The organism is Cellulomonas sp. P22 (assembly GCF_044392165.1).
The window spans coordinates 14,335-39,381 of sequence record NZ_JBISBW010000006.1; the positions used below are offsets into that span (position 1 = coordinate 14,335).

Below are 25,047 nucleotides of genomic sequence, written 5' to 3' on the forward strand. Positions count from 1 at the left end.
GGGCATGACCGCACCCGAGCACGGTGTCGCCCCGCTGCCCTCGTCCGCCCCTCGGAACACCGAAGGGGTCGGACCGTTCGACCCCCTCGACGTGACGTGGACGCCCGTGTCCCCGCGCCTGGCGCGGGCACGGCTCACCTCGGTGGGGATCGTGGTGATCGTGGCGCTGGTCGTGACCGTCGCGCCGGCCGTGCTGTCGGGGGTGGCGTGGGTGTGGGCGTTCCCGGCGGTCGTCGTCGTGTGCGGGGTGTGGGCAGGGCTGGTCATCCCCCGCCAGGTGCGCGCGCTGTCGTACGCCGAGCGTGCCGATGACCTGCTGATCCGCCGCGGCATCATGGTGCGTTCGCTCGTGGTCGTGCCGTACGGGCGCATGCAGTACGTCGACGTGACCGCCGGCCCGCTCGCCCGCCGGTTCCGGATCGCGTCGGTGCAGCTCCACACGGCGTCGCCGGGCACGAACGCCACGATCGACGGGTTGCCGCCCGAGGAGGCCGCGCGCCTGCGCGACCGGCTCGCGTCGCGCGGCGAGGCCCGGCTGGCGGGGCTGTGACCGTCGGTCCCACGGCGGCCGTCCCACCCGCCGACTCGGTGGTGTGGCGGCGGATGCATCCGGTGACCCCGGCGATCAAGGGCTGGAAGGTGCTCGCCGCGGTCTTGGTGTTCGTGACGTACCAGGTGGGCGACGACGTGCGCCGCGCGGCCGAGCTCGTGGACGGCGGCGGCTGGCGGATCCTGCTCGGGGTGCTCGCGGCCGTCGTGCTGGTCGGCTTCGGCTACGCGGCGCTCGCGTGGCGCATGACCCGGTTCGCGGTGACGGACGACGCCGTGCACCTGCACCACGGCGTGGTGTTCCGCCAGCAGCGCCAGGCGCGGCTGGACCGCCTGCAGGCCGTCGACGTGGTGCAGCCGCTCCTGGCCCGGTTCATGGGCCTCGCCGAGCTGCGGCTCGAGGTCGCGGGCGGTGCCGGCTCGGCGGTGTCGCTCGCGTTCCTCAAGGAGGACGAGGCGGCCGAGCTGCGTGCCGAGCTCCTCGCGCGCGCCGCGGGCGTGCACACCGAGGAGGGTGAGGCGAAGGCGCCCGAGGCGCCCGAACAGCCGGTCTTCGAGGTGCCGATGGGCCGGCTGGCCGGCGCGACCCTGCGGTCGTGGGCGACCGTGGGGCTCGTGGTCGTGATCGTGGCGATCGTCGCGATGTCGGTGCACAGCGGGGACATCGCCGCGGCGTTCTTCCTGCTCCCGGGCCTGCTCGGGCTGGGTGGCTACTTCTGGGCGCAGCTCAACCAGGGGGCGAACTTCCGTGCGGCGATCTCCCCGGACGGCATCCGCCTGCGGCACGGGCTGACCGAGTCGCGCGCGCAGACCGTGCCCCCGGGCCGGGTCCAGGCGCTCGCGATCACCCAGGGCCTGCTGTGGCGCGGGGTCGACTGGTGGCGGGTCGAGATGAACGTCGCGGGGTACGGCGGCGGGCAGGACGACCAGGCGACCGCGAACGTGCTGCTCCCGGTCGGCACCCGGGACGAGGCGGCGCTCGCGCTGTGGCTCGTGCTCCCGGACCTGGGGACCGCCGACCCGCGCGCCGTGGTCGACGCGGGCCTGTCGGGCACGGGCGACGCGCTCGGCTTCACCACGGTGCCGCGCCGCGCACGGCTCTTCGACCCCTTCGCGTGGCGGCGTCGCGGCGTGCTCGTCACCGACCGGGCGCTGCTCGTGCGCTCGGGATGGATCTTCCGGCGCCTGGTCGTGGTGCCGCACGAGCGCACGCAGTCGCTCGCGCTCGAGCAGGGGGTCGTGCAGCGCCGGCTCCGGGTGGCCTCGTTGGTGGTGCACTCGACCCCCGGTCCGGTGCACCCGCAGGTCCAGCACCTGGACCAGGACGTCGCGGCGGCGCTGCTCGGTGAGCAGGCCGACCGTGCCCGCACGGCTCGGGCGGTCGCCCGGCCCGAGCAGTGGATGCGTACGGGCGAGGGTCGATGAGCGGGTCGGGGACGTCCGATCCTGGCCGTCGGCCCGGTCGCCTCGGCATCGGGATCATCGGGGCGGGTCGCGTGGGTGCGGTGCTGGGCAGCGCGCTGCGCGCCGCAGGGCACCCGGTGGTCGGCGTGAGCGCGATCTCGGCGGAGTCGCGCGAGCGCGCCGAGATGCTGCTGCCCGGGGTCCCGGTGCTCGACGTGCCCGAGGTGGTGCGCCGTGCCGAGCTGGTGCTGCTGGCGGTGCCGGACGACGCCCTGGCGGGGCTCGTGCAGGGGCTCGCGGACCTGGGCGTGTGGCAGCCCGGGCAGATCGTGGCGCACACGTCGGGCAGGTACGGCGTGGGGGTGCTCGCCCCGGCCCGTGCCGCGGGCGTCATCCCGCTCGCGCTGCACCCGGCGATGACGTTCACGGGCACCTCGCTCGACCTCTCGCGTCTCGAGGGCACCACGTTCGCTGTCACCGCGCCGGGCCCGGTGCTGCCCATCGGGCAGGCCCTCGTGGTCGAGATGGGCGGTGAGCCCGTGGTCGTCGCGGAGGAGGCCCGTGGGCTCTACCACGCGGCGCTCGCGCACGGCGCGAACCACCTGGTGGTGCTCGTCGCGCAGGCCGCGCAGGCGCTCGCCGCGGCGGGCGTCGACGACCCGGGCCGGGTGCTCGCGCCGCTGCTGAACGCCGCTCTCGACGGTGCGCTGCGGGCCGAGTCGGCCGCGTCCGCGGGTACGGCCGAGGGGTTCGGGGGCGAGGCCGAGGGGCCGTGGGCCACCGACGAGCGGCGCGGCGCGGGGGCCATCACGGCCCTGACCGGACCCGTGCGGCGCGGTGACGCCGGGACCGTGCGCGATCATGGTGCTGTGCTCGCCGAGCTCGGCGCGCGCACCGGGGCCGTGGACGTGGTGGCCGGCTACCGCGCGCTCGCCCGGGCGGCCGCCCAGCGCGCGCTCGCCGCGGGGCTCGTGCGCGAGGACGTGGTGCAGGACGTGCTCGACGCGCTCGCGGAGCCGGGCATGCCGGGCTCCGCGGGTACGTTGAACCAGGAAGACCGCCCGGCGCCGGACGCTCCCGACGACCGCGCTCCGCGGCCGGACGGGGGTGCCCGCGGCCCCGGCACGGGTCCGGCGGACGACTCCGACGGACCGGACGAACCGCAGGAGGACGACGCATGACCCCGCTCGACGGAGGTGGCACGCCCACGTTGGCGCGCACCCGACCGGAGCTGGCTGCCGCGCTCGCGGCGCAGCCCGCACCCGCCACGACCGGGACGCCGGGGGCGCCACGGCGCGCGACCCGTGCGGTGGTCATGACGATGGGTGCGCTGCACGCGGGCCACGTCGCGCTCGTGCGCGAGGCCAGGGCGAGCGCCGACCAGGTGGTCGTGACGATCTTCGTCAACCCCCTCCAGTTCGGTCCCGGTGAGGACCTGGACCGCTACCCGCGCGACCTCGAGGGCGACCTCGAGCGGCTCACGGGCGAGGGTCTGCTGGGCGCGGGCGACGTGGTCTTCGCGCCGACGCCCGACGTGATGTACCCCGACGGCGACCCGGTCGTGCGGGTCACCGCGGGCCCGATCGGCGAGGTGCTCGAGGGACGGTCCCGGCCCGGGCACCTCGACGGGGTGCTCACGGTCGTGCTCAAGCTGCTGCACCTGACCCGCCCGGACGTGGCGCTGTTCGGCGAGAAGGACGCGCAGCAGCTCGCGGCTGTGCGCCGCATGGTGCACGACCTCGACGTGCCCGTGCAGGTGCGCGGGGTCCCGACCCAGCGCGACGTCGAGGGCCTCGCGCTCTCGTCACGCAACGCGTACCTGACGCCCGACGAGCGCGAGCGTGCGCTCTCGCTGTCCCGTGCGCTGCGCGACGCCGCAGCGCAGGCGGACGCCGGCCGACGGCCCGCGCAGATCCGTGCCGCCACCGAGGCGGCCCTGACCGGGGCGGACCTCGACGTGGACTACGTCGCACTCGTCGACCCGGGCACGTTCGCCGAGGTCGGGGACGCGCACCGCGGCCCCGCGGTGCTCGCGCTCGCCGCGCGGGTCGGCAGCACCCGTCTCATCGACAACGCGACGCTCGAGATCGCCGGTCCCGCCGCGGACCGCGTCGCTGCGGCCGCGACGAACGACTTCCAGGGAGAGGCATGACCACGCTGCACCGGCCGATGATGATCGGCAAGATCCACCGTGCGACAGTGACGCAGGCCGACCTGCACTACGTGGGCTCGATCACCGTCGACGCGGACCTGCTCGCCGCCGCGGACCTGCTCCCCGGTCAGCAGGTCGACGTGGTCGACGTGACGAACGGCGCGCGCCTGACCACGTACGCGATCGCGGGCGAGCCCGGGTCGGGGCAGGTGTGCATCAACGGCGCCGCGGCGCACCTCGTGCACCCGGGCGACGTCGTGATCCTCATCGCCTACGGCATGCTCTCCGACGCCGAGGCGCGCACGTACGAGCCGCACGTGGTGCTCGTCGACCCGCAGAACCGCATCGTCGACACGGGCGGCGACCCGGGCCAGGTCCCCGCGGAGTGGACCGAGCGCGCGGGCCTCGAGCCCAGCGGCGTGCCGTTCGACGAGGGGCGCGGGCTGGTCCAGGACTCCCGCTGGTGACCGCGGGACCTCTCGGCGAACCCGCTGTGCACGTCCCGCTCGCGACGCGTCTGGCCGCTCCCGAGCCGGGCTGGACCGTGCGCGCCGACGCGATCGTGGTCGGTTCGGGCATCGCGGGTCTGACGGCTGCCCTCGAGCTGCGGACCCGCGTGCCGCACGTGCTGCTCGTGACCAAGGGTCAGCTCGTCTCGGGCTCGACGGTCTGGGCGCAGGGCGGCATCGCTGCTGTGCTCGACCCGGCCGACTCGACGTCCGCGCACCTGCAGGACACGCTCGTCGCGGGCGGCGGCCTGTGCGACCCACGCGCGGTCGAGGTGCTCGTGACCGAGGGGCCCGCGCGGGTCCGCGAGCTGGTGGGGCGCGGTGCGCTGTTCGACCTGGCTCCTGACGGTGAGATCGCGCTGACCCGCGAGGGCGGGCACCACGCGGACCGCATCGTGCACGCGGGCGGCGACGCGACCGGCGCGGAGGTCTCGCGTGCGCTCGTGGCCCAGCTCGAGGCGGTGCGGGACGACCCGGGCATCGAGGTGATCGAGCACGCGCTGGTGCTCGACGTGCTCACGGGGCCGGCCGGGCCCGACGGCGCTCCGGGTGCGGCGTGCGGCGTGACGCTGCACGTGATCGGCGAGGGGACGCGTGACGGCGTCGGGGCGGCCCTCGCCCCGGCGGTCGTGCTGGCCACGGGCGGGATCGGGCAGGTGTTCCGCTCCTCGACCAACCCGGCGCAGGCGACGGGCGACGGCATCGCGGCCGCGCTGCGCGCCGGTGCCGTGCTCGGCGACGTGGAGTTCGTGCAGTTCCACCCGACGGTGCTGTGGCTCGGCGCGGGGGTCAAGGGGCAGCTCACGCTCGTCTCGGAGGCGGTGCGGGGCGAGGGGGCGCTGCTGCTCGACACCGACGGCAACCGGTTCATGCCCGCGGTGCACCCGATGGCCGAGCTCGCGCCGCGCGACGTCGTGGCGCACGCGATCGTGCGGCAGACGGCGGCGACGTCGTCCGACCACGTGCTGCTCGACGCGCGGCACCTGGGCGCGGGGTTCCTGCGCCGCCGGTTCCCGACGATCCACGAGCGGCTGCTCGAGCACGGCATCGACCTGACGACCGACCTGGTGCCCGTGGCACCCGCGCAGCACTACCACTCGGGCGGCGTGGTCACGGACCTCGACGGTCGCACGTCGGTGCCCGGGCTGTACGCCGCGGGCGAGGCCGCGTGCACGGGCGTGCACGGGGCGAACAGGCTCGCGTCGAACTCGCTGCTCGAGGGCCTGGTGTTCGCGCACCGCGCGGCGCGCGACATCGCCGCGCGCGTGAGCGGGGGAGACCTGGTCCAGGTCGAGCCCGTGGCACGCCCCGGTGCGGCGGCGCTCGTGGCCGCCGCGACGCGCTCGCGCATCCAGCGCCTCGCGTCGGACGGCCCGGGGGTGCTGCGTTCGGCCGAGGGCCTCGCGGCCGCCACGGCTGGTCTCGCCCGGGTGCGGACCGACGCGCACGTGCCGGCCGCCGGAGCGGTCGTGGCCGACCCGCAGGTGGCCGAGTGGGAGACCACGAACGTGCATCAGGTCGCCGTGGTCCTCGCCGCGACCGCGTCGGCTCGTGCCGAGAGCCGCGGCGGGCACTTCCGCACGGACTTCCCGGTGCCCGACGACGCGTGGCGGGTGCGCCTCGAGGTGCGGCTCGCGGCCGACGGGACGCTCGGGGTCACCCGGGGGTCGACGCACGAGGTGCCGGTCCCGGCGTAGCGGCGGGCGCCACGCCGGGACCCGCGCTCACTCGACGGGCAGCCCCGCGGCGCGCCAGGCGCTCGTGCCGCCCGCGACGTTGACCACGTCGTAGCCCTGGCCCTCGAGCCAGGCCGCGGCCTGCGCCGAGCGTCCGCCGACCTCGCAGATCAGGTGCACCGGGCCGGGCAGCGCGCCGATCTCGGCATGCCGGGCGACGAGCTCGGAGAGCGGCACGGGCACGGCGCCGGGCACGTGCCCGCTCGCGTACTCGCCGGGCTCGCGCACGTCGACCACCGTCGTGGCGGGGTCCTGCTCGAGCAGGGCGTGCAGCTGGGCGATGTCGATCTCGTGCATGGTGGGCTCCTTGCGGGGGTGGGGGACGAGGGGCTGGTCGGTGACCAGCATGATGTCGGGGCGGGCGGCGCGCAGGGTCAGCATGCCGCCGGACAGGTGGGCCGAGTCGAGGCCGGTATGCGTGAGCACGCGGTGCGCGAGGTACGAGCGCACACCGCTCTGGCAGTGCGCGCGCACGGGCCGGCCGGCGGCCGCGGCGACCACCTCGTCGACCCGGTCCCGCAGCTCGGTGTGCGGGACGTGGAGCGCGCCGGGCAGGTGGCCCGCGGCGTGCTCGGCGTGCGAGCGCACGTCGAGCACCAGGGCCTCGCGCTGCACCTCCTCGAGCTCGTCGGCGTACCAGGTGCGGACCGTGCCGTCGAGCACGTTCTGGGCCATGAACCCGGCCATGTTGACCGGGTCCTTGGCTGATCCGTAGGGCGGTGCGTACGCGAGCTCGAGCTCGGCGACGTCGTCCATGTGCAGGCCGGCGGCGAGCGCGGTCGCGAGCACGTCGATGCGCTTGTCGACGCCTGCGGGGCCCACGCCCTGGGCACCGAGCAGCCGGCCGTCGGGGGCGAACGTCACGAGCAGGTGCATCTGCTCGGCGCCCGGGAAGTACCCCGCGTGGTCGGCGGGGTGCAGGTGCACCACGTGGTGCGCGATGCCCGCGGCCCGCAGGGCGTGCCGGCTCGCGCCCGTCATGGCGGCCGTGAGGCCGAAGACCCGCACGACGGCGGTGCCCAGCACGGGGCGCCCCGGGGTGCGGGCGCGACCGAGGATCGCGTCGGCGGCGCGTCGGCCCTGGCGGTTGGCCGGGCCGGCGAGCGGCACGGGGGCCACCGCGCCCGTGCTCGAGCGCACGGCGGTCGCGTCGCCCACGGCCCACACGTGCGGGTCGGACGTGCGCTGGTCGGCGTCCACGAGGATCGCTCCGCGGTCGGTCAGGGAGAGTCCCGCGGCGGCCGCGAGGTTCGAGTCGGGGCGCACACCGACCGACAGCACGACGAGGTCGGCGGGCAGCTCACGGCCGTCCGAGAGGGTGATGCGCACGGCGTTGTCGGCGCCTGGGGTCGCGGTCACGGCCTGCGCGGCGACGCCGACGTGGGTGCGCACACCGTGCGCCACGAGCTCGTCGTCGACCAGCCGGGCCAGCTCGGTGTCGAGCGGCGGCAGCACGTGCGGGGCGAGGTCCACGAGGTCCACGTCGAGGCCGCGCGTGCGCAGCGCCTCCGCGGCCTCGATCCCGATGAAGCCCGCGCCGAGCACCACGGCCCGGCGTGCACCCCCGGCGACGAGATCCCGCAGCGCGTCGGCGTCGGGCACCGCGCGCAGCGTGCGGACCTGCGGCAGGTCGAGGCCGTCGATCGGGGGGCGTACGGCGACCGCGCCGGGGGCCAGCACGAGCGCGTCGTAGTCGATCGTGGTGGTGCCGTCGGGGGTGCGGACGGTCACGGTGCGGGCCGCGGTGTCGACAGCGGTGGCCTCGTGGCCGGGGCGCACGTCGAGCGCGAGAGAGGCCCTCAGCGAGGCGGGGGTCTGCACGAGCAGGGCGTCGCGGTCGATGATCTCGTCGCTCAGGTGGTACGGCAGGCCGCAGCTCGCGAACGACACGTGCTCACCGCGCTCGAGGACGACGATCTCGGCGTCCTCGGACAGGCGTCGGGCGCGGGCGGCACAGCTCATGCCACCGGCGACACCGCCGACGATGACGATCTTCATGGGGGAGGTCCTGACTGCTGGGGTGGGGGTGCTCAGGCGAGGGACAGGAAGAGCTTGTGGAGCTTCTCCTTGTCGATGCCGGCCGCCTCGTCGCCGATCGTGAGGCACTGCTCGAGCCCCGCGGCGATGATGAGGAACCCGGCGCGGTCGATGGCCTTGGAGGTCGCGGCGAGCTGCGTGACGACGTCCGCGCAGTCCTCGCCCTGCTCGAGCATGCGCAGCACGCCGCCGAGCTGGCCGTGGGCGCGGCGCAGGCGGTTGAGCACGGGGGCGAGGTCGTCGGGGTCGAGCTGCACGAGGGCTCCTCGGGGGTGGGGTGTGCGGTCCGGATGGCTTCATTTATACCCCTGGGGGTATCCGTCGTCCAAGTCCGCAGGCAGGATGGACGGGCCACCCGACGGACGCGGGTCGGCGACTACCGTGGCCCCCGTGACCACCCCGTCCCCCACCACCTCCCGCAGCCCGTCCGGGGCGGCCCCGTCGCCCGGCGGCCCCCCGCTCGACCCCGCGTGGACCCGCCGCACGGTCGCGGTCGCGCTCGACGAGGACCTCGGCGAGGCGCCCGGGCGCGACGTCACGAGCCAGTCCACGATCCCGCCCGACGCGACCGGCACCGCCCACCTCGTGGCCCGCGCGCCCGGCGTCGTCGCGGGGCTCGTCGCGGTCCAGGAGGTGCTCGACCAGGTCGCCGCGCGACTGGGGCTGCCCCCCGCGACGTGCGACCTGCGGGTGCCCGACGGCAGCCGGGTCGCCGCGGGCGACGTGCTCGCGGTCCTCACCGGTCCGCTCCAGGTGCTGCTCGTCGCCGAGCGGACCCTGCTCAACCTCGCCTCGCGCGCGTCGGGCGTCGCGAGCCACACGCGCCGCTGGGCCGACGTGCTCGAGGGCACGGGCGCGCAGGTGCTCGACACCCGCAAGACGACCCCGGGCCTGCGTGAGCTCGAGAAGTACGCGGTGCGCTGCGGCGGCGGCACCAACAAGCGCATGGGGCTCTACGACGTCGCGATGGTCAAGGACAACCACGTGGTCGCGACCGGCTCGGTGGCGGGCGCGGTCGAGGCCGTGCGCCGCATGTTCCCCGACGTCCCGATCCAGGTCGAGGCCGACACCCAGGCCCAGGCCCTCGAGGCCGTCGACGCGGGGGCCCGGTTCCTGCTGCTCGACAACATGCCCGTCCCGGTGCTGACCGAGGTCGTCGCCGCGGTGCGCGCCCGGGAGGACGTCACGGGGCGCGTCGAGCTCGAGGCCACGGGCAACCTCACGCTCGAGCGCGCCCGCGAGGTCGCGGGCACCGGCGTCGACCACCTCTCGGTGGGCGGCCTCACGCACTCCTCGCCGATCCTGGACCTCGCGCTCGACCTGGTCGAGCGCGGCTGAGCGGCTCAGCCCCCGCCGGTACGATCACCCTGTGAGCGAGACGCCCCTTCCCCAGCCCGACGAGGACCTCCCCGAGCAGATGCGGGTCCGCCGCGAGAAGCGCGAGCGGCTGCTGGCCGAGGGGGTCGAGGCGTACCCCGTCGCCGTGCCCCGCACGCACACGATCGCGGAGGTCCGTGCGGCCTACCCCGATCTCGAGGCAGGTCAGGAGACCGAGGACGAGGTCGGCGTCGCGGGCCGCGTCGTGTTCCTGCGCAACACGGGCAAGCTGTGCTTCGCGACGCTCCAGGACGGCGAGGGCAATCGTCTCCAGGTCATGCTGAGCCTCGCGGCCGTGGGCGAGGAGCGGCTCGCCGCGTTCAAGTCCGACATCGACCTGGGCGACCACCTGTTCGTGCACGGCACGGTCATCTCGTCGCGGCGCGGCGAGCTCTCGGTGTTCGCGGACTCGTGGCAGCTGGCCGCCAAGGCCCTGCGCCCGCTGCCCGTGCTGCACAAGGACCTCTCCGAGGAGGCCCGCGTGCGCCAGCGCTACGTCGACCTCATCGCCCGCCCGGCCGCCCGTGACGCGGCCCGCCTGCGGGCCGGTGTCGTGCGCTCGCTGCGCGAGAACTTCCACCGCCGGGGCTACCTCGAGATCGAGACGCCCATGCTCCAGACGCAGCCCGGTGGCGCGACGGCCCGTCCGTTCGTGACCCACATGAACGCGTTCGACATCGACCTGTACATGCGCATCGCCCCCGAGCTGTTCCTCAAGCGGGCAGCGGTGGGTGGCCTCGAGCGCGTGTTCGAGATCAACCGGAACTTCCGCAACGAGGGCGCCGACTCGACGCACTCGCCCGAGTTCGCGATGCTCGAGGCGTACGAGGCCTACGGCGACTACAACACCATGGCCGCGCTGACGCAGGACCTGGTGCAGACCGCGGCGCTCGACGCGCTGGGCACCACGACCGTGACGCTGACCGACGGCACCGAGTACGACCTCGGCGGCACGTGGACGCAGCTCACCATGTACGGCTCGCTGTCGGAGGCGCTCGGCGAGGAGATCACCGCGCAGACCTCGGTCGCGGACCTGCAGAAGATCGCGGACCGGCTCGACGTGGTCGTCGACCCGCAGCGGGTGAGCCACGGCAAGCTCGTCGAGGCGGTCTGGGAGCACCTCGTGGGCGACCACCTCGTGGCGCCGACGTTCGTGCGTGACTTCCCGGTCGAGACCTCGCCGCTCACGCGCGACCACCGCAGCGTTCCCGGGCTCGTCGAGAAGTGGGACCTGTACGTGCGCGGATTCGAGCTCGCGACCGCCTATTCCGAGCTCGTCGACCCGGTGATCCAGCGCAAGCGCTTCGAGGCGCAGGCATTGCTCGCGTCGGCGGGCGACGACGAGGCGATGCTGCTCGATGAGGACTTCCTCACAGCTGTCGAGTACGCGCTCCCGCCCACGGGCGGCATGGGTATGGGTATCGACCGGCTGCTCATGGCACTGACCGGGATGAACATTCGCGAGACCATCCTGTTCCCGCTGGTGAAGCCGCACCACGCATAAGTCGGGCGCTGCACCGCCCCACGGGGCGGTGCAGGGTGCCGACGTACACTGGCGCGGTGAACGCCTTCACCGCCGTCCTGGCCGCCGTCGTCCCCTCTGCCGGGGTGGGCGTGCTGTTCTGGTTCGCCATGCGTGCGCTCGTGAATGCCGATCGCAACGAGCGGAACGCCCTCGCGCGCATGGACGCGCAGGAGGCAGCGGCGACTCGTGCGGCCATTCCCCCGGCGCAGGAATCCGATTCCTGAGCGACGGGTCGGGCCGCTCGTGGGCGGCCGCATATCGTTGAACCTTTGACGTGCCATTGAATCGGTGCGATGCTCTGGTGCACGCATTCTTCATCACGTCGTCCTTCAGGAGACAACACAATGGCTCAAAGGGTTCAGGTCCTGCTCGTCGACGACATTGACGGCGGCACCGCAGACGAGACCGTCTCTTTCTCTCTCGATGGTGTCTCGTACGAGATCGACCTCACGTCCGCGCACGCCACCGAGCTCCGGGACGCCCTCGCGACCTGGGTCGGTCACGCCCGCAAGATCGGTGGGCGTTCGGCCTCCACGCGTGGCACCCGGCCGCGTCGCACGACCGGTGGTGCCGACGCAGGCGCCATCCGTGACTGGGCCAAGGCCAACGGGCACTCGGTCTCCGAGCGTGGCCGCATCTCCGCCGAGGTGCGCGCCGCCTACGAGGCAGCGCACTGACCTCGATCTTCGTCTCGACGACGCGAGCCCGGCACCCCCAGAGGGTGCCGGGCTCGCGTCGTCGACGGGGTCGGTGGACCTCAGGCGGGCCGGTCGGTCGTGAGCTCGCGCACGGCCGCGTACTGCTCGCGCACGCGGGGGGCGGGCTCCGCGGTGAAGACCTCGACCTCCGCGGCGGACGCCCACGCCGGGGCGTGCGTGGATCCAGCGAGCGCCCACGCGGCCTGACGGGCGGCACCGTCGGCCACGTACTCGCCCGGGGCGGGCACGTGCACCTCGGTGGCCAGCACGCTCGGCGCGATGCGGCGGACGGCCTCGGACTGGGCGCCGCCACCGATGAGCACCACACGCCGGACGGGCACACCCAGGGCCCGCAGAGCCTCGAGCCCGTCCGCGAGGGCGCACAGCATGCCCTCGACGGCCGCCCGGGCCAGGTGCGCGGGCGTCGTGTTCGCGAGCCGCATGCCGTGCAGCGCGCCGGTCGCGTCGGGCTTGTTCGGGGTGCGCTCGCCCTCGAGGTACGGCACGAGGACCAGACCGTCGGCGCCCGAGGGCGCCTGCAGCGCGAGGCGCGAGAGCCCGGCGTGGTCGACCCCGAGCATCCGGGCCGCGGCATCGAGCACGCGCGAGGCGTTGAGCGTGCACGCGAGCGGCAGGTAGGCGCCCGTCGCGTCCGCGAAGCCCGCGACGAGGCCTGACCCGTCGACGACGGGCGTCGCGGACACGGCCGAGACGACGCCCGACGTGCCGATCGACAGCGCGACGTCCCCGGGCTCGAGGCCCAGCCCGAGCGCGGCCGCGGCGTTGTCGCCCGCGCCGGCGCCCAGCAGCGGGCTGCGTGCCCCGAGGGTCGAGGTGCCGACCCGTTCGCCCGGTCCCGCGACGCGCGGCAGCACGGCGTCGTGGCCGAGCGCGAGCTCGAGCAGGTCACGGCGGTAGTCCTCGGTGAACGGCGACCAGTAGGCGGTGCCGGACGCGTCGGACCGGTCGGTCACGAGCGCGTCGAGCCCCGGCGCGCCGGCGAGCTGCCACGTCAGCCAGTCGTGGGGGAGTGCGACGGCCGCGGTGCGGGCCGCGTTCGCGGGCTCGGCGTCGCGCATCCAGCGCAGCTTGGTGCCCGTGAACGACGCGACGGGTACGACCCCGACGGCCTGCGCCCACGCGCCCGCGCCGCCGAGCTCGTCGATCAGGTCGAGCGCGGCCTGCGCCGAGCGCGTGTCGTTCCACAGCAGCGCGTCGCGCACGACCTGGCCGTCGGCGTCGAGCGCGACCATGCCGTGCTGCTGACCGCCCACCGAGATGGCGTCGACGTCGTCCACCCCACCCGCGTCGGCGATCGCTGTGTGCAGCGCGTCCCACCAGTGGGCAGGGTCGATCTCGGTGCCGTCAGGGTGCGACGCGCGTCCCGAGCGCACGAGCGCGCCGGTCGCGGCGTCGCGGACGACGACCTTGCAGGACTGGGTGGACGAGTCCACCCCGGCGACGAGCGTCATGGTGTGCATCTTTCACGAGGGGGGCGGGTACGGACGGACCCGGCGCCCGCGCGAGGCGGGCACCGGGTCCAGGGGTCCAGCGAGGGTCAGCGGGCGCCGAGCGCGTGCTCGAGCGCGAGCTGGTTGAGGTGCACGAAGTCGAAGCCGCGCTTGGCGACGGCGTCGACGTCGAGCTCCTCGTACGCCGACGGGTCGGCGAGCAGGTCGGCCAGCGTCTCACCCTCGGCGAGGGTCGGGATCGCGAGGTCGAACACGCCCGACGCCTCGAGCGCGGCCTGCACCTCGGGGTCGGCGCGGAACGCGAGCGCCCGCTCCTTGAGGATGAGGTACGTGCTCATGTTGGCGGCGGCCGAGGCCCACACGCCGTCGAAGCTCTCGGTGCGCGAGGGCTTGTAGTCGAAGTGGCGCGGGCCGTCGTAGCGCGGGCCACCGGACGGGAAGCCGTTCTCGATGAGGTCGACCGTGGCGAACGCGGAGAACAGGTCGCCGTGACCGAAGACCAGGTCCTGGTCGTACTTGATCGAGCGCTGGCCGTTGAGGTCGATGTGGAACAGCTTCTCGGCCCACAGCGCCTGGGCGATGCCGCCCGTGTAGTTCAGGCCGGCCATCTGCTCGTGGCCCGTCTCGGGGTTGAGCCCGACGATGTCGCCGTGCTCGAGCTGGGCGATGAAGCCGAGCGCGTGGCCGACGGTGGGGAGCAGGATGTCGCCGCGGGGCTCGTTCGGCTTGGGCTCGATCGCGATGCGCAGGCCGTAGCCCTTGTCCTTGATGTACGCGGCGACGGTGTCGATGCCCTCGGCGTAACGGTCGTGCGCGGCCTTGAGGTCCTTGGCGGAGTCGTACTCGGCGCCCTCGCGGCCGCCCCACATGACGAACGTGTCCGCGCCGAGCTCGGCGGCCAGGTCGACGTTGCGGATGATCTTGCGCAGGCCGTAGCGGCGCACGCGGCGGTCGTTCGAGGTGAACGCGCCGTCCTTGAAGATCGGGTGGCTGAACGTGTTGGTCGTGACCATCTCGACCTTGATGCCCGTCTCGGCGAGGGCGCCCTTGAAGCGGTCGAGGATCTTGTCGCGCGTGCCGGCGTCGGAACCGAAGGGCACCACGTCGTCGTCGTGGAACGTCACGAAGGACGCACCGAGCTCGGCGAGCTTGTGGACGGATTCGACCGGGTCGAGCCAGGGGCGGGTCGCGTCGCCGAACTGGTCGCGCGCCTCCCAGCCGACGGTCCACAGGCCGAACGAGAACTTGTCTTCGGGGGTGGGCTTCAGAGCCATGAGGGTCTCCTCGTCGAGATTTGTTGTGTTGCTGAACTTATGCACCCGAGCCGCTAGGGTCAAGTCATGCCCGAGAAGAGCGCGAGGGCGCGCCGGCCCGGTCCGGAGGTCGAGGCCGCCCTGGCGGATGCCGCCCCGACGACATCGTCCACCCCCGTCACGACCCCGTCCACGGCTGGCGAGCCCGGCCCCGGGACCAGGGCCGGGGTGCGCTCGGTCGGCCGCGCGGTGCGTCAGGCGAGCCTGCGCGACCAGAACCTGAGCCTTGCGCTGCGGCACGTGCTCGAGTCGGACCGACCGCTCTCGCGGGCCGACATCGCGGCCGCGACGGGTCTCGCGCGCGCCACGGTCTCGGGCCTGGTCGACCAGCTCATCGCGGCCGACCTGCTCGTCGAGCTCGAGCCGCAGGCCGCGCAGCGGGCCGGGCGCCCCGCGGTGCCCCTCGCGGTCGCCCGCGGCACCGTGGCCGGCATCGGCATGGAGGTCAACGTCGACTACCTGGGCGTGCGGGCCCTCGACCTCGCGGGCCGTGTGCTCACCGAGCGCATCGAGCTCGGGGACTTCCGCGACTCCGACCCCGTGGTGGTGCTCGACCGGCTCGCGCACATCGCCGGCCGGGTGATCGCCAACCTGAGCGCCGACGGCGTGCGGGTCGCGGGGACCGCCCTCGCGCTGCCGGGCCTCGTGGACCGGGTCACGGGACCGCTGCGCGTCGCGCCGAACCTGGGCTGGCGCGACGTCGACGTCGTGGCCCTGCTCTCGGCCCATCCCGTGCTCGCTGGCTTCCCGCCGCGGCTCGCGAACGAGGCGAACCTCGCGGCCCGCGCCGAGGCCGACGTGCGACGTCAGGCGGGGGTCCGCCCCAGCTTCATGTACATCTCGGGCGAGGTCGGGATCGGCGGCGCGATCGTCCTGGACGGCGAGATCTTCCCGGGCCGGCACGGCTGGAGCGGCGAGATCGGCCACACCGTGGTCGACGCGTTCCGGGCCCCCGACGGCGAGCCGGGCCGGCTGCCCGGGGTCTCGACGCTCGAGGACTTCGCGGGCCAGGACGCGCTCATGCGGGGCGCCGGCCTGCCGCTCGCGGCCCCGCTCAGCGCCCTCGTCGAGCGCGCACGGGAGGGCGACGCCGCGGCGCTCGCGTCGCTGCACCGCGGCGGCACCGCGCTCGGGGTCGCGGTCGCGAACGTGGTGAGCGTGGTGGACGTGGGGCTGGTGGTGCTGGGCGGCACGTTCGGCGAGGTGTACCCGTTCGTGCGTGAGGCCGTGGAGGCCCAGCTCGAGCGGTGCGTGATCTTCGCGCCGTGGTCGCCGGTCGAGGTCAGCGTCGCGCGGTCGGGGGAGTTCCCGGCGATGACGGGTGGCGCGCTCGCTGTGCTGCGGCTCGTCGTGGCGGACCCGCTGGCCTGGGGCGGCGCGGGCGGCGCGGGCGGCGGCGGCGAGTCCGTGCCGTCGTCGAGCGCGTTCCCGAGCGCCTGACCGGCTCCACCGTCGCCCCGAGCGGATCTGTCGCCGGGTTGTGACCTGGGCGTTGCACGATCGTGACGTTCAGAAGTTGTACTGATCTTGCGCTGGTTGGGTTCACGTCCTAAATTCATCGCAACAACAAATCGAGCCTCCGGGCTCGACGAGCACGTGGGGAGAGCGGCGGTCCATCGGAGGACCGGCGCGGTCGTCTCCCCGGCACAACCGGGCGCGAGGAAGCGCCCGCACCGACCGGGTGGTCCGGGCGGTGGGACGAAAGGTCGGACAACGATGTCTCTCAAGATCACGAAGGTCGTCGCTGCGGCGGCCGGGTTCGCACTCCTTCTCGGGACAGCGGCCTGCAGCTCCGAGCGCACCGACGACGCGGGCGGCGACGCCACGGGCGCCAGCGCGAAGGGCGGCCTCGTCGGCATCGCGATGCCGACCAAGAGCCTCGAGCGCTGGAACAAGGACGGTGCGCACCTCGAGGAGCTCCTCAAGGACGCCGGCTTCGAGACGACGCTGCAGTACGCCGACAACAAGGTCGACCAGCAGATCACCCAGATCCAGAACATGATCAACCAGGACCCCGAGGTCCTCGTGATCGCGTCGATCGACGGCACGGCCCTCGCCCCGGTGCTCGCACAGGCCAAGGAGAAGGACATCACCGTCATCGCCTACGACCGCCTGATCAACGGCACCGCGGACGTCGACTACTACGCCACCTTCGACAACTACAAGGTCGGCCAGATGCAGGGCGAGTACATCGTCGACACGCTCGGCCTGAAGACCGGGGCCGGCCCGTTCAACCTCGAGCCCTTCGCCGGTTCGCCCGACGACAACAACGCCAAGTTCTTCTTCTCCGGCGCGTGGGACGTCCTGAGCGAGTACGTCGCGAGCGGCAAGCTCGTCGTCCCGTCGGGCAAGGCCCCCAAGACGAACGACGACTGGGCCAGCATCGGCATCCAGGGCTGGTCCTCGGACACGGCGCAGTCCGAGATGCAGAACCGCCTGAACTCGTTCTACGGCACGTCCAAGGTCGACGTCGTGCTCTCCCCGAACGACTCGCTCGCGCTGGGCATCGAGCAGGCTCTCACGGGCGCCGGCTACACGGAGGGCGTCGACTGGCCGCTCGTCACCGGCCAGGACGCCGACCAGGCGAACGTCGAGAACATGCTCGCCGGCAAGCAGGCCATGACGGTCTGGAAGGACACCCGCGCGCTCGGTGACCAGGTCGCCTCGATGGTCGTCCAGGTCCTCAAGGGCGAGACGGTCACGGTCAACGACGAGAAGACGTACAACAACGAGGTCAAGGTCGTCCCGACCTTCCTGCTGCCCCCGGTCGTCGTCACCAAGGACACCGTGAAGTCCTCGCTGGTCGACTCCGGCTTCTACAAGGCTGCCGACCTCGGCCTCTGACGGTCCCTGACCGGCGGACGCCGCACCCCGCGGACGGGCGGGTCGGTCACCACCGACCCGCCCGGACGCGGGCCCCGGCCCCGGACGGTCCCCGGCCCAGAACCGACGACGAGCACACGACTGCGAGCAGACATGGCCAACGAGCACACGATCCTCGAGATGCGAGGGATCACCAAGACGTTCCCAGGCGTCAAGGCGCTGCAGGACGTCACCCTGGAGGTCACGCGGGGCGAGGTCCACGCGATCTGCGGGGAGAACGGGGCCGGCAAGTCGACCCTGATGAAGGTCCTCTCGGGCGTCTACCCCCACGGGAGCTATGACGGCGAGATCCTCTTCGAGGGCGAGCCGTGCGAGTTCCGCACGATCCGCGACTCGGAGGAGCGCGGGATCGTCATCATCCATCAGGAGCTGGCACTGAGCCCCTACCTCTCGATCGCCGAGAACATCTTCCTCGGGAACGAGCAGGCCACGCGAGGCGTGATCGACTGGAACGCGACCAACTCCGAGGCGGCCAAGCTGCTCGCCCGGGTCGGGCTGTCGGAGAGCCCCGACACCAAGATCACCGACATCGGCGTCGGCAAGCAGCAGCTCGTCGAGATCGCCAAGGCCCTGTCCAAGCGCGTCAAGCTGCTGATCCTCGACGAGCCCACCGCGGCGCTCAACGACGAGGACAGCGCGCACCTGCTCGACCTGCTGCGCAGCCTCCAGGGTCAGGGCATCACGTCGATCATCATCAGCCACAAGCTCAACGAGATCGCGGCCATCGCCGACTGCACCACTGTCATCCGTGACGGCCGCACGATCGAGACGCTGGCGATGCACGGCGAGGAGCCCGTGACCGAGGAGCGGATCATCCGCGCCATGGTCGGCCGCTCGCTCGACGCCCGGTTCCCCGAGCGGACGCCGCGCATCGGAGAGGAGGTGCTGCGGATCGAGGACTGGACCGTGCACCACCCCGTCGACCAGTCGCGCGTGGTGGTCGACTCCGCCAACCTGCACGTCCGGCGCGGCGAGGTTGTCGGCATCGCCGGCCTCATGGGCGCGGGGCGCACCGAGCTCGCGATGAGCGTGTTCGGGCGTACCTACGGCAGCCACATCTCGGGCCGGATCGTCAAGGACGGCGAGCAGATCCACATCGGCTCGGTGCGCGACGCGATCCGCCACGGCATCGCCTACGCGACCGAGGACCGCAAGAAGTACGGCCTCAACCTGATCGACACGATCAAGCGCAACGTCTCGGCGTCCGCGCTCGGCAAGGTCGCGCAGTGGGGCGTGGTCGACCGCCAGGACGAGTCCAAGGTCGCCGAGCAGTACCGCACCGAGCTCAACATCAAGACCCCCACGGTCGAGGCGCTCGTCGGCAAGCTCTCGGGCGGCAACCAGCAGAAGGTCGTCCTCAGCAAGTGGATCTTCGCCGATCCGGACGTGCTGATCCTGGACGAGCCCACGCGCGGCATCGACGTCGGCGCCAAGTACGAGATCTACACGATCATCAACCGCCTCGCGGACGAGGGGAAGGCGGTCCTCGTCATCTCCTCCGAGCTGCCCGAGCTCCTCGGCATCTGCGACCGCATCTACGCGCTCAGCCAGGGGCGCATCACGGGTGAGGTGTCCCGCGAGGACGCGACCCAGGAGACCCTCATGCACTTCATGACGATGGACAAGGACGGGGCAGCCCGATGAGCACCACCACGACGCCGACACCTCCCGCGTCGCCCACCACGGGCGGGGCCGCGACGGTTCCGCTCTCGCTGAGCGCCCGCATCCAGGGCCTCGGCGGCAACATGCGCCAGTACGGCATCCTCTGCGCGCTCGTCGTGATCGTCCTGCTGTTCCAGGTGCTGACCGACGGCAAGCTCCTGCTGCCGAACAACGTCGCGAGCCTGATCCAGCAGAACGCGTACGTCATGGTCCTCGCCATCGGCATGGTCATGGTGATCGTCGCCGGCCACATCGACCTGTCGGTCGGTTCGGTCGTCGCGTTCATCGGCGGCCTGGTGGCCCTGTCCATGAAGAACATGGACCTGCCGTGGCTCCTCGCCGTGCTCCTGGGCCTCGCGGTCGGCGCGGTGGTCGGCGCCTGGCAGGGGTACTGGATCGCCTACGTGGGGATCCCGGCGTTCATCGTGACGCTGGCCGGGATGCTCATCTTCCGCGGGCTCGCGATCGTGCTCGTGGGAGTGACCATCTCGGGCTTCCCGCAGGGGTTCATCGACATCTCCAACGGGTCGTTGCCGAACTTCCTCGGGTACGTGGCGAACGGTGACCTGGTCACGCTCGCGATCGGCGCCCTGACCATCGCCGCGATCGTCTTCAGCCAGTTCCGGGCGCGCGCCGTGCTGCGCAAGCACTCGCTCGCGACCGAGCCGGTCGGCCTGTTCGCGACCAAGCTGGTGCTCATCGCGGGCCTCATCGGTGCGCTCACCTGGGTCCTGTCGCAGAGCGCGAAGGGCACCCCGATCGTGCTGGTCATCGTCGGCGTGCTGATCCTGGCCTACACGTTCCTCATGGGGCGCACAGTGTTCGGCCGGCACATCTACGCGATCGGTGGCAACCAGCACGCGGCGATCCTGTCGGGCGTGAACACCCGCCAGGTCAACTTCTGGATCTTCGTCAACATGGGCCTGCTGGCCGGTGTCGCCGCCGTCGTCACGACCTCGCGGGCCGGTGCCGCGGTCGCCGCGGCCGGGCAGAACTTCGAGCTCGACGCCATCGCGGCGTGCTTCATCGGTGGCGCGGCCGTCACGGGCGGCATCGGCCGCATCTCGGGGGCGATCATCGGTGCGCTGATCATGGGCGTGCTCAACATGGGCCTGTCGATCATGTCGGTCGACCCGGCCTGGCAGCAGGCCATCAAGGGCTTCGTGCTGCTGCTCGCGGTGGCGTTCGACCTGATCAACAAGCGGCGCGCCGGCACCCGCTGACGTCCGCCGTCCAGGGCGCCGGTCACCTCCTCCGAGGTGGCCGGCGCCTTCGTGCGTCTAGGCTCCGGGGCTGTGGACGAGCGCAGCGGTGGACGGCCCGGGACCGGGACAGACGTGGGTGACGGGCCGGACCGAGCGCGTGGTGCGTGGCGTCCGCTGTGGGTGGGCACGTACCCGGTAGCGGGGGCCGACGCGCCCGCCGGGGCGGGGGAGGGCATCTGGCACGTGCGGCTCGACCCGCGCACGGGTGCGCTCGAGGGGGAGCAGGTCGTCACGTCGCCGGCGCCGTCGTTCCTCGCTGTGCACCCGACGGGCACGGTGCTGTACGCCGCGGGCGAGCAGTCCGACGGCACCGTGAGCGCGTTCGCGATCCGGGGTGATCGGCTCGAGCACCGGGCGACCGTGTCCTCGGGCGGCGCCTCGCCGTGCCACCTGCTGCTGGCCGACGACGCGCGGACCCTGTACGTCGCGAACTACACGAGCGGCACGCTCGGCGTGCTCCCGCTCGACACCGACGGCCTGCCGACCGCGGCCGCGTCGGGCGAGGGCGGCCCGGCCCAGGTCTTCGACCACACGGGCTCGGGGCCGCGCACCGACCGGCAGGAGTCGCCGCACGCCCACTTCGTGGCCCTCGCTCCCGGTGGCACCCACCTGCTCGTCGTGGACCTCGGCACCGACGAGCTGCGGCGCTACCGCGTGGGGGCCGACGGCCTGCTGACGGCCGACGGTGTCGCGGCGCACCTGCCGCCCGGCACCGGTCCACGACACCTCGCGTTCTCCCGCGACGGTCGCCACGTGTACGTCGTGGGTGAGCTCGACGTCGCGCTGCACGTGCTGGCCTGGGACGCCGCACGGGCCGAGGGCGCCGGGGTGCAGGTGGTCCCGCTGGCCCCCGGGCACACGGGTGCGCGGGCCGCGCTGCCCTCGCACGTCGTGCTCGACGGCGACCGGCTGCTCGTCGGCGTCCGCGAGGCCGACGTGCTGGTCGAGCTCGCCGTGCGGCCCGACGGGCTCGTCGAGACCGTGCCCGACGGCACGACCCCGCTGCCGGGCCGCTGGCCGCGCCACCTCGAGGTCGTCGACGGCTGGACGGTCGTCGCCGAGCAGGTGTCGGGCGACCTGGCGACCCTCCCGGCGGGTCGCGGCGGCGCGGCGCACGTCATGGCGCTCCCCTCGCCGGCCTGCGTGGTCGCGCAGCCCGGGGGCTGACCGCGCCCCGCGCCCCACACCCGCAACCGGCACCCGCACCCCGGCGCATACCCCGGCGCGGACCCCGGCATCCGGGGCGATCCGGACCCGTCCGGGGCCCAGACCCGGACACCCCGGTCGGTCGGGGCGTGGTGGGCCGCGGCGCTGGCTCACAATGGTGCTCGGAGCAGTCCTCACCGACCCGCCGTGCCCCGCGCGCGTGGTCGGCAGATCGTCGACAGGAGTCCCGGTGCCGCTCGAGCAACCCCGTGTGGCCATGCTCTCGGTGCACACCTCACCCCTCGACCAGCCCGGCACCGGCGACGCCGGCGGCATGAACGTGTACGTGGCTGAGCTCGCGCAGGCTCTCGCCCGGCGCGGCGCCCGGGTCGAGATCTTCACGCGCGCGACGTCGTCCGCGCTGCCCGAGACGGTGTTGCTCGACGGCACGGCCGCCGACGGCTCGCCCCTCACCGGTGCGGCGGCGCGTGAGGTGCTGCTCGCCGACGAGGTCCCCGACGGCGTCGTCCCGCCCGTGCTGGTGCACCACGTCCCGGCCGGACCGTTCGAGGGGCTCGACAAGAACGACCTGCCCGGCCAGCTCTGCGCGATGACTGCGGGGGTGCTGCGCTCCGAGGCCGCCCGCCGGCCGGGCTGGTACGACGTGGTGCACACGCACTACTGGCTCTCGGGCCAGGTCGGGTGGCTCGCGGCCGACCGGTGGGAGGTCCCGCTGGTCCACACGATGCACACCATGGCGAAGGTCAAGAACGCCTCGCTCGCGCCGGGGGACACCCCCGAGCCGGCGGGCCGCGTGATCGGCGAGGAGCAGGTCGTCGCGGCGTCCGACGCGCTGGTCGCGAGCACGGCCGAGGAGGCCGACGAGCTGGTCCAGCTGTACGACGCCGACCCCGCCCAGGTCCACGTCGTCGCCCCGGGCGTCGACCTGGACCTGTTCACGCCGCAGCCCGGACAGCCCCGCCCCCGCTTCGACCCCGCCGTCCGGCGCGCCGAGCGCGAGGCCCTCGGGCTGCCGCTCGACCGCGACGTGGTGCTGTTCGCCGGCCGGGTCCAGCCGCTCAAGGCCCCCGACGTGCTGGTCCGCGCGCTCGGGGAGATCGCCGCGGCGGGCGGCGAGGTCCCGCTGCTCGTCGTGATCGGTGGGCCGAGCGGCCGCCCGACGGCGGTGCGCGAGCTGCAGGCGCTCGCCGCGGCGAGCGGGCTCGCGGACGACGTGCTGTTCCTGCCGCCCGTGCCGCGCGACGAGCTCGCCCGCTGGTACCGGGCGGCCGACCTGGTCGCGATGCCGTCGCGCTCGGAGTCCTTCGGGCTGGTCGCGGTCGAGGCGCAGGCGTGCGCGACCCCGGTGCTGGCCTCAGCCGTGGGTGGGCTGCGCTCGGTCGTGGTCGACGGCGTCTCGGGCCGGCTCGTCGTCGGGCACGAGCCCGCGACGTGGGCCCGTGCGATCACGGACGCGCTCGCCTCAGACGAGCTGCGCACGACCTGGCCCGACGGTGCGCGCCGCGTCGCCGAGCGGTACGGGTGGGACGCGACGGCCGCGCAGGTGCTCAAGGTCTACGCGCTCGCGGACGCCCACCGCCGGGGCTGAGCGCCGAGCGCGAAAGCCGTCGCCGGTCACGGGACGCCCACGGGTCGAACGTCCCCCGTCTGTCGCGACGCCCGTGAGGCAGGATGGTCCTATGACCTACACCCTCGTGCTGCTCCGCCACGGCGAGAGCGAGTGGAATGCCAAGAACCTGTTCACGGGATGGGTGGACGTCGCCCTGTCCGAGAAGGGCGTCGAGGAGGCCAAGCGCGGCGGCAAGATGCTCGCCGACGAGGGCGTGCTGCCCGACGTCGTGCACACCTCGCTCCTGCGCCGCGCCATCACCACGGCGAACCTCGCGCTGGACGCTGCCGACCGCCACTGGATCCCCGTCCGCCGCAGCTGGCGCCTGAACGAGCGCCACTACGGCGCGCTGCAGGGCAAGGACAAGAAGCAGACGCTCGAGACGTACGGCGAGGAGCAGTTCATGCTCTGGCGCCGCTCGTACGACGTCCCGCCGCCCCCCATCGAGGCCGGCTCGGCCTTCTCGCAGGACGGCGACCCGCGCTACGCCGGTGAGCCCACCCCGTCCGCCGAGGCCCTCAAGCAGGTCCTCGACCGCGTGGTGCCCTACTGGGAGTCGGACCTCGTCCCCGACCTCAAGGCCGGCAAGAAGGTCCTCGTGGCCGCGCACGGCAACTCGATCCGCGCGATCGTGAAGTTCCTCGACGACGTCGACGACGCGACCATCGCCGGGATCAACATCCCGACCGGCATCCCGCTCGTCTACGAGCTGGACGAGGAGACGCTCAAGCCGACCAACCCGGGCGGCACGTACCTCGACCCGGCCGCGGCGGCCGACGCGATCAAGGCCGTGGCGAACCAGGGTCGCTGACCCTCACCGCCTGCACGACGAAGGGCACCTGCGCCTCCCGGACCTCCGGGACGGTGCAGGTGCCCTTCGTCGTCGCCGCGGGCGCGGCCTGCGGGCAGGAGGTCAGCGGATGGCGCCGAGCTCCTCGCTGAAGTCGCCCGTGACGAGGTAGACCATCCGGCGGGCGATCGAGACGCCGTGGTCGCCGAACCGCTCGTAGTAGCGGCCCACGAGGGTCACGTCGACGGTCTCCTGCGGGGTGCCGTCCCAGCCGCCGGCGAGCAGCGCGGTGAAGACGTCCTGGTGCAGCGCGTCGAGCCGGTCGTCGTCGCGCTCGATCTTCTCGGCCACCGCGAGGTCGTGCGTCGTGAGCAGCGTCGTGGTGCGGCGTCCGACGCGGGTCGCGGCGTCGTGCATCTCGGCGAAGGTGCCCGAGAGGCCGTGCGGGATCGCCTCGCGCGGGTAGCGTCCCCGGGCGACCTGCGCGACGTGCCGGGCGAGGTCGCCCATGCGCTCGAGGGTCGCGCTCATGCGCAACGACGAGACGACGACCCGCAGGTCGGTGGCGACGGGCTGCTGCTGGGCCAGGAGCAGCACGCAGCGCTCGTCGATGTCACGCTCGATCGCGTCGATCGCCAGGTCGTCCGCGATGACGGACTCGGCGAGCTGGAGGTCGGCCGTGAGCAGCGCGATGCCGGCGTTCGTCACGGCTTGCTCGACCCGGCTGCTCATCGCGGCGAGGTCCTGGCCGAGCTGTGCCAGCTCGGCGTCGAAGATGTGGCGCACTGCGTTGCCTCTCTCTGGGCGGTCAAGATGTTCCGCTCCGGCAAGGCTCGCACCCGCAGGTGAACTGTCGCCCGCCCCGAGGTGAACATCAGGCGAGGAACGCGGTGCTCGGC

Annotated in this window: 22 protein-coding genes and 1 pseudogene; 17 read left to right on the forward strand and 6 right to left on the reverse strand. The window is 73.5% G+C overall.

Going from position 1 to position 25,047, the window contains the following annotated elements; genetic code table 11:
• Positions 1-4 precede the first annotated feature (4 nt).
• The 6 genes from ACGIF2_RS06635 to ACGIF2_RS06660 are packed head-to-tail and all read left to right on the forward strand — an operon-like array spanning position 5 to position 6,311.
• Positions 5-550, forward strand: a complete 546-nt coding sequence (locus tag ACGIF2_RS06635) for a PH domain-containing protein (RefSeq protein WP_396044799.1) — start codon at positions 5-7, stop codon at positions 548-550.
• Positions 547-1,974: a PH domain-containing protein gene (locus ACGIF2_RS06640; protein WP_396044801.1), complete on the forward strand. Its 1,428-nt coding sequence runs from the start codon at positions 547-549 to the stop codon at positions 1,972-1,974. Before ACGIF2_RS06635 ends, ACGIF2_RS06640 begins: the two co-directional genes overlap by 4 nt.
• Entirely contained in the window at positions 1,971-3,134 is a 1,164-nt protein-coding gene (locus ACGIF2_RS06645) for a Rossmann-like and DUF2520 domain-containing protein (protein WP_396044803.1), read from the forward strand. Before ACGIF2_RS06640 ends, ACGIF2_RS06645 begins: the two co-directional genes overlap by 4 nt.
• Positions 3,131-4,105: a pantoate--beta-alanine ligase gene (gene panC, locus ACGIF2_RS06650; RefSeq protein ID WP_396044805.1), complete on the forward strand. Its 975-nt coding sequence runs from the start codon at positions 3,131-3,133 to the stop codon at positions 4,103-4,105. Before ACGIF2_RS06645 ends, panC begins: the two co-directional genes overlap by 4 nt.
• A complete protein-coding gene (panD, locus tag ACGIF2_RS06655; RefSeq protein ID WP_396044807.1) occupies positions 4,102-4,572 on the forward strand; it encodes an aspartate 1-decarboxylase in 471 nt (156 codons plus the stop codon). Before panC ends, panD begins: the two co-directional genes overlap by 4 nt.
• The gene (locus tag ACGIF2_RS06660) at positions 4,569-6,311 is read left to right on the forward strand and encodes an L-aspartate oxidase (protein WP_396044809.1); all 1,743 of its coding nucleotides are present in this window, start codon (positions 4,569-4,571) and stop codon (positions 6,309-6,311) included. Before panD ends, ACGIF2_RS06660 begins: the two co-directional genes overlap by 4 nt.
• A gap of 27 nt (positions 6,312-6,338) precedes the next feature.
• On the opposite strand, the gene ACGIF2_RS06665 is transcribed toward ACGIF2_RS06660, so the two are convergent.
• The 3 genes and pseudogenes from ACGIF2_RS06665 to ACGIF2_RS06675 form a co-directional block, all read right to left on the reverse strand.
• On the reverse strand, positions 6,339-6,698 hold the full coding sequence (locus tag ACGIF2_RS06665; protein ID WP_396045682.1) for a rhodanese-like domain-containing protein: 360 nt from the start codon (positions 6,696-6,698) through the stop codon (positions 6,339-6,341).
• Positions 6,699-8,348, reverse strand: a pseudogene (locus ACGIF2_RS06670) (FAD-dependent oxidoreductase); the annotation flags it as partial.
• 32 nt (positions 8,349-8,380) lie between these two features.
• Entirely contained in the window at positions 8,381-8,644 is a 264-nt protein-coding gene (locus ACGIF2_RS06675; protein WP_396044811.1) for a metal-sensitive transcriptional regulator, read from the reverse strand.
• Between the two features lie 133 nt (positions 8,645-8,777).
• On the opposite strand from ACGIF2_RS06675, the gene nadC reads away from it, so the two are divergent.
• The 4 genes from nadC (at position 8,778) to ACGIF2_RS06695 (ending at position 11,966) form a co-directional block, all read left to right on the forward strand.
• Complete coding sequence (nadC, locus tag ACGIF2_RS06680) at positions 8,778-9,725, forward strand: carboxylating nicotinate-nucleotide diphosphorylase (protein ID WP_396044813.1); 948 nt, start codon at positions 8,778-8,780, stop codon at positions 9,723-9,725.
• A gap of 79 nt (positions 9,726-9,804) precedes the next feature.
• Positions 9,805-11,268 carry a lysine--tRNA ligase gene (gene lysS, locus ACGIF2_RS06685; protein ID WP_396045684.1) on the forward strand — a complete coding sequence of 488 codons (1,464 nt, stop codon included), beginning with the start codon at positions 9,805-9,807 and terminating at the stop codon, positions 11,266-11,268.
• Between the two features lie 56 nt (positions 11,269-11,324).
• Positions 11,325-11,513 (forward strand): hypothetical protein, encoded by a 189-nt coding sequence (locus ACGIF2_RS06690; protein WP_396044815.1) that lies wholly within the window; start codon positions 11,325-11,327, stop codon positions 11,511-11,513.
• A gap of 120 nt (positions 11,514-11,633) precedes the next feature.
• Positions 11,634-11,966 carry an Lsr2 family protein gene (locus ACGIF2_RS06695; RefSeq protein ID WP_396044817.1) on the forward strand — a complete coding sequence of 111 codons (333 nt, stop codon included), beginning with the start codon at positions 11,634-11,636 and terminating at the stop codon, positions 11,964-11,966.
• A gap of 80 nt (positions 11,967-12,046) precedes the next feature.
• Here the strand turns inward: ACGIF2_RS06695 and xylB are convergent, their stop codons facing one another.
• The gene (gene xylB / locus ACGIF2_RS06700) at positions 12,047-13,459 is read right to left on the reverse strand and encodes a xylulokinase (protein ID WP_396044819.1); all 1,413 of its coding nucleotides are present in this window, start codon (positions 13,457-13,459) and stop codon (positions 12,047-12,049) included.
• 86 nt (positions 13,460-13,545) lie between these two features.
• On the reverse strand, positions 13,546-14,733 hold the full coding sequence (gene xylA, locus ACGIF2_RS06705) for a xylose isomerase (RefSeq protein WP_396044821.1): 1,188 nt from the start codon (positions 14,731-14,733) through the stop codon (positions 13,546-13,548).
• Positions 14,734-14,799: 66 nt separating this feature from the next.
• Here xylA and ACGIF2_RS06710 point away from each other — a divergent pair, with 66 nt between their 5' ends.
• The 7 genes from ACGIF2_RS06710 (at position 14,800) to ACGIF2_RS06740 (ending at position 24,169) form a co-directional block, all read left to right on the forward strand.
• The gene (locus tag ACGIF2_RS06710) at positions 14,800-16,212 is read left to right on the forward strand and encodes an ROK family protein (RefSeq protein ID WP_396044823.1); all 1,413 of its coding nucleotides are present in this window, start codon (positions 14,800-14,802) and stop codon (positions 16,210-16,212) included.
• A gap of 276 nt (positions 16,213-16,488) precedes the next feature.
• Positions 16,489-17,616, forward strand: coding sequence for a multiple monosaccharide ABC transporter substrate-binding protein (chvE, locus tag ACGIF2_RS06715; RefSeq protein ID WP_396044825.1), 1,128 nt, complete (start codon positions 16,489-16,491; stop codon positions 17,614-17,616).
• A 132-nt stretch (positions 17,617-17,748) separates the two neighbouring features.
• Complete coding sequence (gene mmsA / locus ACGIF2_RS06720) at positions 17,749-19,299, forward strand: multiple monosaccharide ABC transporter ATP-binding protein (protein WP_396044827.1); 1,551 nt, start codon at positions 17,749-17,751, stop codon at positions 19,297-19,299.
• Positions 19,296-20,540 carry a multiple monosaccharide ABC transporter permease gene (gene mmsB, locus ACGIF2_RS06725; protein WP_396044829.1) on the forward strand — a complete coding sequence of 415 codons (1,245 nt, stop codon included), beginning with the start codon at positions 19,296-19,298 and terminating at the stop codon, positions 20,538-20,540. Before mmsA ends, mmsB begins: the two co-directional genes overlap by 4 nt.
• A gap of 72 nt (positions 20,541-20,612) precedes the next feature.
• Positions 20,613-21,749 carry a lactonase family protein gene (locus tag ACGIF2_RS06730; protein ID WP_396044831.1) on the forward strand — a complete coding sequence of 379 codons (1,137 nt, stop codon included), beginning with the start codon at positions 20,613-20,615 and terminating at the stop codon, positions 21,747-21,749.
• 256 nt (positions 21,750-22,005) lie between these two features.
• On the forward strand, positions 22,006-23,337 hold the full coding sequence (locus tag ACGIF2_RS06735; protein ID WP_396045686.1) for a glycosyltransferase: 1,332 nt from the start codon (positions 22,006-22,008) through the stop codon (positions 23,335-23,337).
• Between the two features lie 91 nt (positions 23,338-23,428).
• Positions 23,429-24,169: a phosphoglyceromutase gene (locus ACGIF2_RS06740; protein ID WP_396044833.1), complete on the forward strand. Its 741-nt coding sequence runs from the start codon at positions 23,429-23,431 to the stop codon at positions 24,167-24,169.
• Positions 24,170-24,271: 102 nt separating this feature from the next.
• Here the strand turns inward: ACGIF2_RS06740 and phoU are convergent, their stop codons facing one another.
• Positions 24,272-24,934 carry a phosphate signaling complex protein PhoU gene (gene phoU, locus ACGIF2_RS06745; protein ID WP_396044835.1) on the reverse strand — a complete coding sequence of 221 codons (663 nt, stop codon included), beginning with the start codon at positions 24,932-24,934 and terminating at the stop codon, positions 24,272-24,274.
• Positions 24,935-25,047: the final 113 nt, after the last annotated feature.

What these genes read in the sequence shown, in the direction of transcription:
- xylA (WP_396044821.1), bottom strand. Translation starts at nt 14,733, where the DNA reads ATGGCTCTGAAGCCCACCCCCGAAGACAAGTTCTCGTTCGGCCTGTGG.
- ACGIF2_RS06695 (WP_396044817.1), top strand. Translation starts at nt 11,634, where the DNA reads ATGGCTCAAAGGGTTCAGGTCCTGCTCGTCGACGACATTGACGGCGGC.
- panD (WP_396044807.1), top strand. Translation starts at nt 4,102, where the DNA reads ATGACCACGCTGCACCGGCCGATGATGATCGGCAAGATCCACCGTGCG.
- ACGIF2_RS06635 (WP_396044799.1), top strand. Translation starts at nt 5, where the DNA reads ATGACCGCACCCGAGCACGGTGTCGCCCCGCTGCCCTCGTCCGCCCCT.
- mmsB (WP_396044829.1), top strand. Translation starts at nt 19,296, where the DNA reads ATGAGCACCACCACGACGCCGACACCTCCCGCGTCGCCCACCACGGGC.
- ACGIF2_RS06710 (WP_396044823.1), top strand. Translation starts at nt 14,800, where the DNA reads ATGCCCGAGAAGAGCGCGAGGGCGCGCCGGCCCGGTCCGGAGGTCGAG.
- chvE (WP_396044825.1), top strand. Translation starts at nt 16,489, where the DNA reads ATGTCTCTCAAGATCACGAAGGTCGTCGCTGCGGCGGCCGGGTTCGCA.
- ACGIF2_RS06735 (WP_396045686.1), top strand. Translation starts at nt 22,006, where the DNA reads ATGCTCTCGGTGCACACCTCACCCCTCGACCAGCCCGGCACCGGCGAC.
- lysS (WP_396045684.1), top strand. Translation starts at nt 9,805, where the DNA reads ATGCGGGTCCGCCGCGAGAAGCGCGAGCGGCTGCTGGCCGAGGGGGTC.
- panC (WP_396044805.1), top strand. Translation starts at nt 3,131, where the DNA reads ATGACCCCGCTCGACGGAGGTGGCACGCCCACGTTGGCGCGCACCCGA.
- ACGIF2_RS06645 (WP_396044803.1), top strand. Translation starts at nt 1,971, where the DNA reads ATGAGCGGGTCGGGGACGTCCGATCCTGGCCGTCGGCCCGGTCGCCTC.
- xylB (WP_396044819.1), bottom strand. Translation starts at nt 13,459, where the DNA reads ATGACGCTCGTCGCCGGGGTGGACTCGTCCACCCAGTCCTGCAAGGTC.
- ACGIF2_RS06740 (WP_396044833.1), top strand. Translation starts at nt 23,429, where the DNA reads ATGACCTACACCCTCGTGCTGCTCCGCCACGGCGAGAGCGAGTGGAAT.
- mmsA (WP_396044827.1), top strand. Translation starts at nt 17,749, where the DNA reads ATGGCCAACGAGCACACGATCCTCGAGATGCGAGGGATCACCAAGACG.
- ACGIF2_RS06665 (WP_396045682.1), bottom strand. Translation starts at nt 6,698, where the DNA reads ATGCTGGTCACCGACCAGCCCCTCGTCCCCCACCCCCGCAAGGAGCCC.